Here is an 11,958-nt window from a genome sequence, read left to right on the forward strand (position 1 = left end):
GCCTCCTTGATCTCGACCTCCGCCTTCTCGTTGTGCCGGGCGCGCTCGAGCAGGGTCGGGAGCGAGCCGATGTTGTGATGTCGCGCGTGCCTGTCGGGCCGGGCGGGCCGGGCGGGCCGGGCGGGCCGGGCGGGGCGGCACCGTCGGGCCGGCCGACGATGGGCCGCGTGCCCGACTGCGCCCGCCCCTCCCCGCAGGTTTCCCCGGTCCCCGCCGGTTTCGCCGCTCGCCCCGGGGATTCGCGCAGCGAGCGAAGATTCCTGCGGGGCGCGGGGATTCCTGCGGGAGCGATCAGCCCGGAAACACCGGAACCCGGCTGAGAACATCGCAGCGGACCATCTCGTTGGTGAGGATCTTGAAGATCCTGTGCCGGTCCTTGAGATCTTCCCAGTACCAGTTCACGACCGCGATCCCGGCGCTGCGGAAGTCGCCGGCTCGCTGAATCTCGTACTGCTTGCGGTCGGGATCATCGGCGTACTTGGCCATGCCGTCGAACTCGCCGATCATCCCGGGCAGCGCGAAGTCCGCGTAGTAGTTCCGCCCGCCGAGGCGGTAGTGCTTCTGCAGCTGAGGGAGGGGCAGGTCCCACTCGAGCAGCATCGCCCGCGTGCGCGACTCCCCCGCCGATCCGCTGTCCTCCACTGATTCCGCCATCGCGCGCCGGAACATGGGCAGCCCCGGGCGCCGGCCGAGCACCTCGGCCGCGGCCTCCAACTGTTCGACGGTGACCGGCGGCCGCGTGTCCGCCTTCGGGAACCGCACCCGCAGGCGCGCCGAGTCCACGATCGACAGCGCCTGCCCGTGGTCGCCGGCCATCGCCAGATCAACCGCGGTGCGGGCGGGCGAGGTGACGCGCAGACCGTCGATCACCACGACGTCGGCCTCGCGGATCGGACGCGCGTGCGTGTGAACATCGCCCCTGATCCCGCCGCCGCGCGAGGAGTCGATCGTCACGTGTACGCGTTTCAAGCTCGCCCCGTACGTCGCCATGCGGTGGACGATCGCCGCGCTCTGGTGAGAGATCACCGGGTTACCGCGCACCCCGACCGCTTCGATGAGGAGACGGTGCTCGTCCCACGGTGTCCCCTTGGGCGTGCGCGTGTACGCCCCCTGCCCGATCCGACGGAGTGTGCCCTTCGTGAGCTCTTTCGCCAGCGCGCGCTCCGACAGCCCCTGGGCGTCGAGAATCGCCCGCGTCAGAATCCCGGCCATGTTTCCCCCTTGGCTCCGTGTCCCCGTATCAGGACGATGCCACGGGTGTCCGACATGTCCGGGGCCACACCCGCAGGTTCCTCCGCTCCCACAGAAATCCCCGCCCACCTCGGCGATTCGCGGGGCGAGCGGGGATTTCTGTGGGGAGCGTAGGCTGACGCGGAGAGTGCCGTATCCCGATGGTGGCAGATCGGGTCGACATGCTCACGTCGATGCGGTGCAGGTTATCCCGGTCCCGGCGGGGCGCCATCGCTGTTCGCGCCGCGCTCGCCCGCCCGGGCCGGGTTTCAGGCAGGTCTGAAGGGGACCGTCAGCTGACGGCCTGCGAGAGCCAGGTGACCTCGGCGCCCTGGCCGCCCATCCGGAAGGGTTCGAGCGCGTCGTCCCAGGCGGTGCCGAGGAGCGAGTCGAGGGCAGTCTGCATACCCTCGGGGCCCTGCTCGAGCATCATCGAGCGCAGCTGCGCCTCGCCCAGCAGGGTGTCGCCGGACGCGCTCATGGTGCCGCGCCACAGCCCCAGCCCCGGGGCGTAACAGAACCGCTCACCGTCAACCCCCTCGGAGGGATCCTCGGTGACCTCGAACCTGATGGAGTTCCACTCCCTCAGGGTGTTCGCCATCCGCGCGCCACTGCCGACCGGGCCCACCCAGTCGACGACGGCGCGCTGCATGCCGGGGACGGCCTCCTGCGCGGACCACTTGAGGGTGGCCCGGGCGTCGAGGGTCCTCGACAGTGCCCACTCCACGTGCGGGCACAGTGCAGCAGGTGCGGCGTGAATCCAGACGACTCCCGTCGTCACCTCTGCAAACTGACTCAGCTGCTGCATGGTTGCCACCTTCTTCGTTTCGACGAGGACGTCTTCCCCAAGCCACCTGTCGAGAACGAGCGGAGCTACCAGCTGCTGCTTTATCACATCGATGTAGTTATGGAGCCATTGTGCACCATGATGCGCGTGTTGCGCCAGTTACACGCCTTGAAGTTCCTGAGAAATCAGCCGGTCGTTGAACTCGGACCACAGCGGCTTCGCCCACGCCCCGAACGGCCGGTCCGTGAGGATCACCGCTGCGAGCTGCAGGTCCGGGTCGAACCACAGGTACGTCCCCGCTTGTCCGAAGTGCCCGACGGTGCGCGGCGAGTTCCGGGTTCCCGTCCAGTGCGCCCGCTTGTCGCCCTTCACCTCGAAGCCGAGCCCCCAGGTGTTGTTCGTGAACTTGCCGTAGCCGGGCACGAAGCCCGGCAGGCCCGGGAAGTGGACGGACAGCGCACCGTCGACGGTGCCGGGATCGAGCAGCCCGGGCGCGGCGACCTCGGCCGCGAAGCGCGTCAGGTCGGCCACGGTGGAGCGCGCGCCGTGACCCGCCGGCCCCGCGAGCTCCGTGTTCCGCATCCCGAGTGGCACGAACACCGCCTCGCGGAGGTAATCCGGAAACGGTATTCCGGTCTCGTGCTCGACCAGCTGCGCCAGCAATTCGTAGCCGTACGAGCTGTAAATACGTTGGCTCGCGGGCGGCGCCTGCACGGCGGGAGAATCGAAGGCGACGCCCGACGCGTGCGCCAGGAGATGTTCGACGGTGCTCCCCTCCGGCCCCGCCGCCTGCCGCAGCGCGATGGCCTCCTCCTCGATCGCGACCAGAACCCCGTAGGCGACGAGAAGCTTGGTGACAGAAGCCAGTTCGTACAGTCGGTCCGCGTCACCGTAGGTCTCGACGGTCCGCCCGAGGTCGGTGCGCAACAGCGCGCCCGCCGCGTTCTCGACGGGCCATTCGGACAACTCCGCGAGGCTCATTCGCTCCCTTTCGCTCGTTACCTCCACCCTATCGTGGGCCGGTTCAAGAACTTAGGTTCGGTCAATAGCAGAGCGAGGAACACTTGACGTCCAACTCTTCAAATTTGCTTTTGCACAATCGGGGATGTTGAGGACTACAACGGTCGTATCCTCAGCGCGGATGCACGATTGCGGCATCTGCATTTCGTCCGAGAGGAACCTCCCACCATGAGTGCGAAGCATCGCAAGGCGTCGAAGCTGGCCGCGAAACGAACCGCCGTCGCCGCGACCGCAGTCGGCGCCACCGCCGCCGTCGGGTTGATGGGCGCGCCCGCACAGGCAGCGGCGGCCACCGTCACGCCGAACTACACCCAGATCATCAGCGACTACTCGCACGCGTACGACAACTTCCTTCTCGGAGCCGGCAACCTCGGAGGCGCCGCTGGGAACGCCTGGAACCCAATCGCATCGCAACTGCCTGGCGGACTGCTTCCGACGTTCACCGCTGCTGCTGGACAAGACAACCTAGCTTCGCTGACCGGCGTTCTGAGCGCGATTAACAGAGTGCTCACCACCACCACTGTTCCAACGGACATGCCAGGCCTCCCGAGCGGAAATACGATTCCGGGAATCAGCCAGGTCCCCGGAATCGGATCTGCGCTCGGTACTGTCGGCACTCTCACGGGCCCACTATCAACAGTTCAGGGCGTACTCGACACACTTGGCGTCCTCGACCTCGGCCCCGGCGGCCTTCTCGGGAGCCTCGGACTTCCAGTCGGCACGGTGCTTGGTGGGATCCCCACACTCGACCAGCTGATCTCAGGACTCGAACTCACTGATACGTGGTACACGTCGAGCTACTCGTGGCTCGGGATGAGCGGCCAGACGAACGCCAACAACCTTTTTGCAACGATCCCCAGCCTAACCGCAGCAAAGCTCGTTTCTGGCATCGTGGACAACCTCACCGTCCTCGGTCAACCGATTCCTGCAGGTGGCGCTATAGCCGACCTCGTCTCAACGACCCTCGCCCCGCTCAATACTTTGGCAACTCCGTCGATCACCGCGTGGTTGCCGTCCGCCGGCGGTACGTACGGCCTCCCGCTGGGAGGCAGCCTGGGCTGGTTCGGCGCAATGCCCACACTCGCCCTTGGACCAGTGAATCTTCCGATTGTCAGCCAGATCCCGCCCCTCGACGGAGCGTCGACGAGTGACACGGTCGTCGCGCTACCGATTGGTGGATTCGGACTGAGCGCGCCGTTGAGTCTGTTCCAGACCGGTTTCATCAACACCCCGGGCCTGGTCCTTCCCACTGCCACTGGCGTGACCACCGTCGGCGGTACGACGATCGGGCAGTTCAACATTCCGATGCTGCCCACTCCGGCGCTGTACGCGAACACACTGCGGTTCAGCTACTTCGGAACCAATGGATTCAATGTCAATTCGGGCCAGACCGCGCTGACGCTGCCCGGTCTTCCGGTTCCGATCGTGTACTCGATGGGCGGGTACAACTTCGGTACAACCGGGATGGGCTTCACTCTTCCGTCGCTCTTCGGTGTGGGATTGGTTCCATCGTTCCAAATCGGAACGGCACCGGGCCAGACAAGCCCCGACGGCCTCATCCCCGCAAGCGTTCTCAATCTGCTGGGCCCTGACCTACTACCGACCCAGTTGACCACTGTGACCGGCCTGCTCGGTCTGCCGGACTTCATGGGACAAGCCGGCACGGCTCTCACACCCCTGTACACGGGGCTCGTCACGCCTCTCCTGACGCCTCTTTCCAATCTCGCGACAGAGCAGTACGGCCCGTTCCTCAACGGAGCGGCCTCGAACGCACTCGATCTGTCCAAGCAGTTCAAGGACCTATCGGGCAAGGCTGCGGACGCGATCCCGGCGACGACGCAGAGCTCTGGCGGCTCAGCCCAGACCACGCAGCAGCCCACTCCAGCGATCACGACGTTCAGCACCCCCGCCAACGAAACTCAGAAGCCGGTCGTGAATCCCGAGGAAACCCCCGCGGCGACTCCCCCGGCAGGCGATAGCGGCGACACCTCGCAGTCCAACAACACCCCCGATCAAACTCCGGCTCCTGCTCAGCAGGACCAGCAGCAGTCAGACACTGGCAGGCACCGCACCGGTACCCCGGTCAAGGACATCGCCGAGAGGATCACCGGCGGGATCACCAAGACGGGCGACAAGATCGCCGACGGGATCAACAACGCCGGCAGCCAGATCACGGGTTCCGGTTCCAATAACGGCGGCGCTGACGGCAGCGGTGCCTCTGGCGGCAAGGAATCCGACGGCTCCGGCGGCGGCGACCAGGGCAACGGCGGCACCAGCAACAAGTAAGTCCAGTCCGGTCACGCTGAGGGCCCGACGGCATCATGCCGTCGGGCCCTCAGCGCGTGACCTCCGATCCTGCTCCAATGCCTCCGTCGACGCCGGAAAATACGACGAGCGCACCGTCGACCTTGCGGACTAGATGCGGTGGTGTCAGATCGGACCGTAGTACTTGGTCTCATCCCACTCGCCGACCGTCCTCACCTTGCCGTCCCACCAGCGAACGGTGAACGTGGTGGGCGTGAGCGCGGTGATGACGCCGAACTTCTGCGCCTTGGCGGCCTCGATGCCTCCGCCGAAGGCGAGAACGGCACGGGTCGTGATGTGGCTCCCGATCCGGAGCTTCTTGTTGTACACGTAGACGCCGTTGGGCTTCTGCGTGTGAATCGCCACGCCGGGAGCGACCGCGACGGCCGGCGTAGCGGATGCCATGGGCACGATCGCGATTGCAGCGGAGGCTGCGACGACCGGAGCGAAGACGAAGATCTTTGACAGGTTCATCCCTTCACGATGAACTCGCTGACCCCGGTACGACCGGACCTTGGGGCAAGATCATCCGAACGAATGACAGGCACCGGCGCATTCGACCTCTACGGGAGTGGCAGCCCCGTCGGGAATCCGTCGATGCTGTGGACGTTGCGCTCGCGCTGGTACCGCTCCAGTCCCTCGTCGCCCTTGTTCTCGGCCCAGGAGTCCATGAGGGTGCGCTGGCCGTCGTACTCGTAGAGGGGCACGCCGAAGCCGCAGGAGGTCTGCACGAGGTCCACGTCCACGTCGAAGATGTTGCGGGCGCCCCGCATCGGCGGGAAGGAGGCGAGGAGCTCGGGCCAGCCGGGTCACCGTCGTGCACCGCCCGCGCCGTGCCGTACAGGCGCAGGATGAGGGGCTTGCCCTCGAAGGCGCAGAACATCAGCGTGATCCGCGGGTTCCGCAGCAGGTGCGCGGCCGTCTCGTTGCCGCTGCCGGTGCCGTTGAGCCAGACCACGCGGTTGGGGCCGACGACTCGCAGCGAGTCGAGGCCCTTCGGGGAGACGTTGACCCGGCCGTCGGGCGCGGCGGTCGCGACGAAGAACATGTGCTGCTCCTCGATGAACGCCTGCAATCGCTCGGAGATGTGGTCGTACTGGGTCGCCATCGGTCCAGTATCGCGTCGCCGGCGTTCAGCGCACAGCGGATTTCGAGCCCGGTCGGCGGGGGAATCGCCGACGACCAGCACACACCCGTGCCGAGCAACGCGGTGGCGCTTCCTCACTCACACGGAAGCGGAATCAGACCCGGGGTGCCTCATCTTCGCAGGCATCAGTGCTTGTGCCGATCGAGGTACTCGGACACTGCTGCGCGGATCACGTAGCTCTTGTCCTTGCCGAGGTACTTGCTCTTGACCGCGATGTCGTCGTCCATCTTCTTCGAGACTTTGAAGGTACGGGTCACCAGTTCCTCGCGCTTCGTTCCCGCTGCTGGTCGCCCACGCTTGACCTCGAGGTAGTCCTCAGACACCTCGGCGGTCCCGGGGACTGGGCGCAGTTCGCCACGGGCGTCTTCTTCGATGATGGCGGCGTACTCGTCCTGCGTGGTCCTTCGGGTGCTCATTTCCCCTCCTCGGGTGGTGTGGTCTCGGGTGTGTACTGGGGCCCGATCATGGGGGGGCTGGGGCGCGTCTTCGATCTCGTCGAAGGCTCCACCGGTAGATCGGTACGCCTCCGTCGAGACCCTGTACCGGAGGACCATCGAGTGGAAGACGTGGAGCAACTCGCCACCATCGAACTCCTCTCCGAGGGTCTCGATCCACGGCTCGTTGCCGATGCGCCCGATGGTCCGGATCAGTACCTTGTCCGGACTGGTCGGGCTCTCAACCTTGTACCGTGCAAACGGCGACGAGACCACGGCTCGGATCTCGTCCGGTGTGATCGAGTGCTGCAGCGCGTAGGGGTTGATCTCGATCCTCTCGCATTAATTGTAATACGATTTATGAGCCGAGTCGACACCTCGTTGAGATGACCTGATTCATGCTCACCTCGGGCACCCCAAGGTCCCGAGCGACTCCAGATACAGAAAAACCCGCAGTCGCCTGCGGGCTTCCTTGCTCCCCCAACTGGACTCGAACCAGTAACCCTTCGATTAACAGTCGAATGCTCTGCCAATTGAGCTATGGGGGAATGAACTTTGACCGAGAAGAGACTCTAGCGCATGTGCGCGCAAGGATGCCAATCGCCTGGTCAGAGCCCTACCCATGCCCATCCGAGGGCCGGCCCAACACCGTTCCCACACGCCTGACGCAAGGGCGGCACCGTCGGGCTGGAGAAGGTGACCGATCCGCCGGACGGCCTGGACCCCACAACGCCCTCGGGGAGGCCTCCGGGGCGCTACAGCGCTCCGAGGGCCTCCCCGAGGGAGTCATGCGATCTACCTGTTAGGAACCGGCCGAGCAGGTGCCCGCCTTGGCCTGAGCCGGCGTGCAAACGGTCGCCTCGGCACCAGCGTTGACACCGGCGCTCACGGCAGGCTTCTGGGTCGCCTGCGTGCGGGTGGCGGCCTGCGGGGTCACGGCCGCAGTCGTCGTCGTGACCGGCGCCTGAGTCGTCTGCTGCGTGGTCTCAGGAGCCTGGGTCTGCGTCTGCTGCGTCGCCGTCGTCTGCGGGGCCTGCGTCGTGGTCTGCGCCTGCGTCGGCGCAGCCGGACGCTCCGCCGGCTTGGTGGTGGTCGTGGTGGCACCGGCACCGCCGGTCACCGTCGCACCCGCACCACCGGTCACGGTGCCATTGCCCGCACCGGCACCGCCGGTCACGTTGCCGCCCGCACCACCGGAGACGGTGCCATTGCCCGCACCGGCACCGCCGGTCACGTTGGCGCCCGCACCACCGGTGACGGTGCCGTTACCGGCGCCGCCGTTGACGGTCGCGCCCGCGCCGCCCTGGACCTCGACGCGGTTGGCGTTGTCCGAGCTGGGCTTCGCGACGGTCGCCTGGACCGACGTACCGATCGCCTCGTTCAGCGACGCGGTGGTGCCGGCCTGGATGGTCGCACCCTGCAGGGCGACGGGCAGCGGCGCGACGACGCTGGCGTCGAGGTTGACGTTGCCGGTCACCTTGGCACCGGGGACCGCGAGCACGGGCTCCACCTTCGCCGAGGTCGGCAGCGGCTGCAGCACGACGCCGGGGGCGACGGGCGCCGACACGGTGGTGGTCGTGGTGGTCGACGTCGTGGTCGTGGAGGTGTAGATCGGAGCGGTGATCCGGTCCTGGCCACGGGCATCGACGACGCGACCCGGGGTGACCGCCCACACGGGGTAGTACGGATCGTTGTACTTCGGGTTCACGTGGCGATACGGGTTGTTGCCCAGGTTGATGCCGATGGACACGGAGATGATCGGCTGCGGCTTCGGCTGGGTCCAGTTCTTGGGGTAGACCCAGAACACGGGCACGTCGACGTGGAAGTCGGCCTCGAACCACGGCTTCGGGTAGCTGGGCTTCTCCCACGGGCGCGGCTGGCCCGGGTGCCACGGCTTCACGCCGAGCTGACGGCCGTACAGGGTGTAGCAGGTCTGGGTCTGGACCTCGGTGCTGACGCTGCCACCCGGAGTGGTGGAGGTCTGCTTCCACGAGCCGGTCTCACAGATCTGCTGGTAGATCGCGATCTCGTCGCGGGTGTAGTTCCACGGCTTGTAGTTCGCCGGGCGCACCATCGGGGCCGGGGGCGCGGGCTGCGGCGCGACGCGGAGGCCCGGGATCTTGGGCGCCTCGGGGTAGTAGACCGTGGTGTTGTTGCTGGTCGAGGTGATCGTGCCCTGCGGCAGACCCGAGTTGGCGACGGCCTGCGCGGCGACCGCGTTGCCGACCATCGTGACGCCCTTGGGCGGAACGGCCACACCGTCCGTCTGGAAGGCGCCGGGGTTCGCGGTGAACTGGTCGCCCGTCACGGGCATAAAAGCGACGGGGCTGTCGCCCTCGGTCGACTTGCCACACCCGGCGAGGAGGCCCGCCACGGCCACGACGGCGAACGACGCGGCACCGATCTTCTTCGTATTCATGTGGTTCCCATCCTTGGGTTTAGAGACGGGGCACGAAGGCCGCCGCTGGACTCTAGGACTGACGTCACACGCCTTATAGGGACCTTGCCATGGATCGTTACAGCCCGAGGGAAGTATTTCGAGATGTTCAGGGTTGTCCCGGAGGTTCAGTACAGCGGGCGCACAGAGAAGACCTGCAGCTTCTGCGGCGCGCCCTTGGCCTTGAACCGGCGGGGTCGCACCTGGTAGCGATCTTTTTCGGCGATCGAGAACACCGTCTCGGACGCGAGCACCTCTCCCCCGTTCGCCGCCTCCGCGACCCGGGCGGCGATGTTCACGTCCACGCCGATGAGGTCGCCCTTGACCCGCCGCGGCGTGCCCGTGTGCAGGCCGGCGCGCAGCGTCGGGCGGTAGCCCTCGGCGAGGTCGATCATGCCGACGGCCTCGATCACCTCGTACGCGGCCTCGATCGCCGTGTCGCCGTCGAAGGCGGCCAGAGCACCGTCGCCCATGGTCTTGACGATGACGCCGCCGTGCCGCTCGACGATCTCCCTGGTCGTCTTGTTGACCGCGTGCAGCAGCCGCACGATGTCGTCGTCCGAGCGTTCCAGCGCCCACGTCGAGAACGCCACGAGGTCGGTGAACAGGATGGTGATCGGCTTCGGCGGCAGGTAGTCGCGGTCGCGCCGGCTGATCATCGCCTGCCAGGTGGCCGTCGCGAGGGTGCCGAGTTCGCGGGTGACCGTCGGCTCATCGCCGACGATCCGGTCCACGAGCTTCGACAGCCGCTCCGTCGACTCCGCGTCAGGCTGGAACAGTTCCTTCTTGGGGCCGCCGGGCATGTTCTCCCGGGCGGCACGGACCAGCCCCGTCATCACCTTGCTGCGGTTCGCGGCATGCGCCGCTGCGGCCCCCTTGGCCAGCATCTTCCGCCCCTTGCGGGGCTCGGGCCCGGCTGCATCGTCGGGCAGCGCGAGAGCGTCGTCGACCATGCGATCGAGCGTAGCCGTCCGGTCCGGGAACCTACGACGATGCCCAGCCCTCACGCCGCGCGCCGTAACGCGCCGCGCACACGTAGACGTCGAGCTCGGCGGCGGAGTTGAGCAGCGCCTTCACGGCTCGCCAGATCCCGAGGCTCGCCCGGCGACCCGCCGGCGGCCGGATTCCCAGGTTGAAGTAGCCGCTGCGCACGTCGTAGTGGTCGAGCACTCGTACCCCCATGTCCGTTTCGGGTGATCCGCATCACACGTTAGAACGAGTTCCTCCGTTCTGGATCGAAACGGCGCACGACGCGCCGAGCCCGCAGCCCGACGGTGCGCCGTTGCCCGCCCCGGCACCCGTCCGCCGGGATCGGGTTCGACGGTGCGCGGGTACTATCGAGCCGCTGCGGGCCCCGCCCGCGCGTCGGGGGCGATAGCTCAGTCGGTTAGAGCCGCGGACTCATAATCCGTAGGTCGTGGGTTCGAGCCCCACTCGCCCCACCGCATCGCCGCAGGCCGGAGGCATGCAGACCTGGTCTATCGGCCCGCCACCGACGTCCACCCAGCACCACTCCGACCTCGCGCCGGTCGCACCTCCGTTTGGCTAGCCCCCTTGCGTAGTAGACCGACGATTTACTTTGCATAAGATATTGTGCTAGTCAAGCGCGACTGACCTTTTTATCGGAACAGATGACATAGTGCGCGCAGCAGGTCGGGCATACTTCCCCCATGGACTTCAACGAAGCGATGAGGCAGCAAGACTCACGCGCTCACGGCGAGAGCATGCGGATGGATGCCGCGATCAACGCTCGTCAACGAGGGCTCGCGACCGCACGCGCTGAGGTTGAGGAGCTAACACAGCAGATGTTCGACTACCTCACGAAGCAAGGAAGTCGTCCGCGCGCGTTATCCGTCCCAGGTAGGAAAGTGCTCGGATTTCAAACCTCCCGAGCAACGGACCCTGCATACTTTCTCAACGAGACCGGAAGTACAAGAATTCACACAGACGGCCGTTTCGTTCGCGGGAGATCCTATCGGCACACCGCGTTCGAAGGGCACCTATTTGTAGACTACGACCAAGCGGTGTCGCGTCGAGACTACAAGAACAAGTACAGTGTCGTAATCACTGGATATCTCGATCTTTCGTTGGAAAGCGCTTCCGGGTATGGCTTCGAGGTCGATCCCGTAAGCGGAGAGGCTTACGCAGCAAAAATGGGGACCGACGATATCGTCAGCTCTCACTTGACAGTACCGCTAGCAGTTGCGTTCGCAGATTTCGCGAAACTAATAGCGAAGCACAATAGCTAGCAACCACCACTTCCTCGCGACCACCCGCACACAAATGAAGTGCCACATGCCGACCTCCCGAACAAGTTTTCAACGACGCGCCAGAAGTGACGCGCAACGCACCGAACTGCACCGCTCGCGTCGGTGTCCGCCTGCCGCGCCACAGTACCGTTCGACAGCAGGCACCCGGGCGACCTGTAGCCCTCCACGACCTTACGGCTGGCGATTTGTGTTGCCTGGGCATCTATTCTCCATGGTTCAGTCAACCTGCACCAACCACTAGTGGCTCGTGTTGAAAGTCTGTTGCCGATGGGTGTCGTGGGAGACTGGAGGGGTGCGAGCTGAACCCGTTCTGATTTCCGAGGCCGATC

11 protein-coding genes, 2 tRNA genes and 1 pseudogene are annotated in these 11,958 nt (G+C 66.1%); 3 read left to right on the top strand and 11 right to left on the bottom strand.

Annotation, left to right across the window (positions count from 1 at the left end; all coding sequences use genetic code 11):
* Nucleotides 1–291: 291 nt before the first annotated feature.
* The 3 genes from ABZX10_RS22560 to ABZX10_RS22570 all read right to left on the bottom strand — a co-directional run bounded on the left by ABZX10_RS22560 (nucleotide 292) and on the right by ABZX10_RS22570 (nucleotide 2,998).
* On the bottom strand, nucleotides 292–1,212 hold the full coding sequence (locus ABZX10_RS22560) for a hypothetical protein (protein ID WP_355545505.1): 921 nt from the start codon (nucleotides 1,210–1,212) through the stop codon (nucleotides 292–294).
* A gap of 310 nt (nucleotides 1,213–1,522) precedes the next feature.
* Complete coding sequence (locus ABZX10_RS22565; RefSeq protein ID WP_355545508.1) at nucleotides 1,523–2,038, bottom strand: DUF3145 domain-containing protein; 516 nt, start codon at nucleotides 2,036–2,038, stop codon at nucleotides 1,523–1,525.
* 138 nt (nucleotides 2,039–2,176) lie between these two features.
* Complete coding sequence (locus ABZX10_RS22570; protein WP_355545511.1) at nucleotides 2,177–2,998, bottom strand: serine hydrolase domain-containing protein; 822 nt, start codon at nucleotides 2,996–2,998, stop codon at nucleotides 2,177–2,179.
* 207 nt (nucleotides 2,999–3,205) lie between these two features.
* Here ABZX10_RS22570 and ABZX10_RS22575 point away from each other — a divergent pair, with 207 nt between their 5' ends.
* A complete protein-coding gene (locus tag ABZX10_RS22575) occupies nucleotides 3,206–5,323 on the top strand; it encodes a hypothetical protein (protein WP_355545514.1) in 2,118 nt (705 codons plus the stop codon).
* Nucleotides 5,324–5,467: 144 nt separating this feature from the next.
* Here ABZX10_RS22575 and ABZX10_RS22580 read toward each other — a convergent pair whose 3' ends face one another.
* From ABZX10_RS22580 to ABZX10_RS22615, 8 genes and pseudogenes are all read right to left on the bottom strand, one after another.
* Nucleotides 5,468–5,815: a hypothetical protein gene (locus tag ABZX10_RS22580; RefSeq protein WP_355545517.1), complete on the bottom strand. Its 348-nt coding sequence runs from the start codon at nucleotides 5,813–5,815 to the stop codon at nucleotides 5,468–5,470.
* Nucleotides 5,816–5,904: 89 nt separating this feature from the next.
* Nucleotides 5,905–6,114, bottom strand: coding sequence for a hypothetical protein (locus tag ABZX10_RS22585; protein WP_355545535.1), 210 nt, complete (start codon nucleotides 6,112–6,114; stop codon nucleotides 5,905–5,907).
* Between the two features lie 95 nt (nucleotides 6,115–6,209).
* Nucleotides 6,210–6,449, bottom strand: a pseudogene (locus ABZX10_RS22590) (pyridoxamine 5'-phosphate oxidase family protein); the annotation flags it as partial.
* 164 nt (nucleotides 6,450–6,613) lie between these two features.
* A complete protein-coding gene (locus ABZX10_RS22595; RefSeq protein WP_355545520.1) occupies nucleotides 6,614–6,904 on the bottom strand; it encodes a ribbon-helix-helix protein, CopG family in 291 nt (96 codons plus the stop codon).
* Nucleotides 6,905–7,397: 493 nt separating this feature from the next.
* Nucleotides 7,398–7,470, bottom strand: a tRNA-Asn gene (locus ABZX10_RS22600).
* 254 nt (nucleotides 7,471–7,724) lie between these two features.
* Nucleotides 7,725–9,341, bottom strand: a complete 1,617-nt coding sequence (locus tag ABZX10_RS22605; protein ID WP_355545523.1) for a hypothetical protein — start codon at nucleotides 9,339–9,341, stop codon at nucleotides 7,725–7,727.
* 146 nt (nucleotides 9,342–9,487) lie between these two features.
* Nucleotides 9,488–10,312: an adenylate/guanylate cyclase domain-containing protein gene (locus ABZX10_RS22610; RefSeq protein ID WP_355545526.1), complete on the bottom strand. Its 825-nt coding sequence runs from the start codon at nucleotides 10,310–10,312 to the stop codon at nucleotides 9,488–9,490.
* 31 nt (nucleotides 10,313–10,343) lie between these two features.
* Entirely contained in the window at nucleotides 10,344–10,541 is a 198-nt protein-coding gene (locus tag ABZX10_RS22615) for a hypothetical protein (RefSeq protein ID WP_355545529.1), read from the bottom strand.
* 186 nt (nucleotides 10,542–10,727) lie between these two features.
* Between ABZX10_RS22615 and ABZX10_RS22620 the strand changes: the two genes are divergently transcribed.
* A tRNA-Ile gene (locus ABZX10_RS22620) sits at nucleotides 10,728–10,801 on the top strand.
* Between the two features lie 228 nt (nucleotides 10,802–11,029).
* Nucleotides 11,030–11,608, top strand: a complete 579-nt coding sequence (locus tag ABZX10_RS22625; protein WP_355545532.1) for a hypothetical protein — start codon at nucleotides 11,030–11,032, stop codon at nucleotides 11,606–11,608.
* Nucleotides 11,609–11,958 lie beyond the last annotated feature (350 nt).

It is taken from the genome of Tsukamurella sp. NPDC003166 (genome assembly GCF_040611135.1).
In the GTDB taxonomy this organism is placed as follows: domain Bacteria; phylum Actinomycetota; class Actinomycetes; order Mycobacteriales; family Mycobacteriaceae; genus Tsukamurella.

Coding starts and splice junctions, on each gene's coding strand:
- ABZX10_RS22575 (WP_355545514.1), top strand. CDS start 3,206: ATGAGTGCGAAGCATCGCAAGGCGTCGAAGCTGGCCGCGAAACGAACC.
- ABZX10_RS22615 (WP_355545529.1), bottom strand. CDS start 10,541: ATGGGGGTACGAGTGCTCGACCACTACGACGTGCGCAGCGGCTACTTC.
- ABZX10_RS22610 (WP_355545526.1), bottom strand. CDS start 10,312: ATGGTCGACGACGCTCTCGCGCTGCCCGACGATGCAGCCGGGCCCGAG.
- ABZX10_RS22625 (WP_355545532.1), top strand. CDS start 11,030: ATGGACTTCAACGAAGCGATGAGGCAGCAAGACTCACGCGCTCACGGC.
- ABZX10_RS22580 (WP_355545517.1), bottom strand. CDS start 5,815: ATGAACCTGTCAAAGATCTTCGTCTTCGCTCCGGTCGTCGCAGCCTCC.
- ABZX10_RS22565 (WP_355545508.1), bottom strand. CDS start 2,038: ATGCAGCAGCTGAGTCAGTTTGCAGAGGTGACGACGGGAGTCGTCTGG.
- ABZX10_RS22585 (WP_355545535.1), bottom strand. CDS start 6,114: ATGCGGGGCGCCCGCAACATCTTCGACGTGGACGTGGACCTCGTGCAG.
- ABZX10_RS22595 (WP_355545520.1), bottom strand. CDS start 6,904: ATGAGCACCCGAAGGACCACGCAGGACGAGTACGCCGCCATCATCGAA.
- ABZX10_RS22560 (WP_355545505.1), bottom strand. CDS start 1,212: ATGGCCGGGATTCTGACGCGGGCGATTCTCGACGCCCAGGGGCTGTCG.
- ABZX10_RS22605 (WP_355545523.1), bottom strand. CDS start 9,341: ATGAATACGAAGAAGATCGGTGCCGCGTCGTTCGCCGTCGTGGCCGTG.
- ABZX10_RS22570 (WP_355545511.1), bottom strand. CDS start 2,998: ATGAGCCTCGCGGAGTTGTCCGAATGGCCCGTCGAGAACGCGGCGGGC.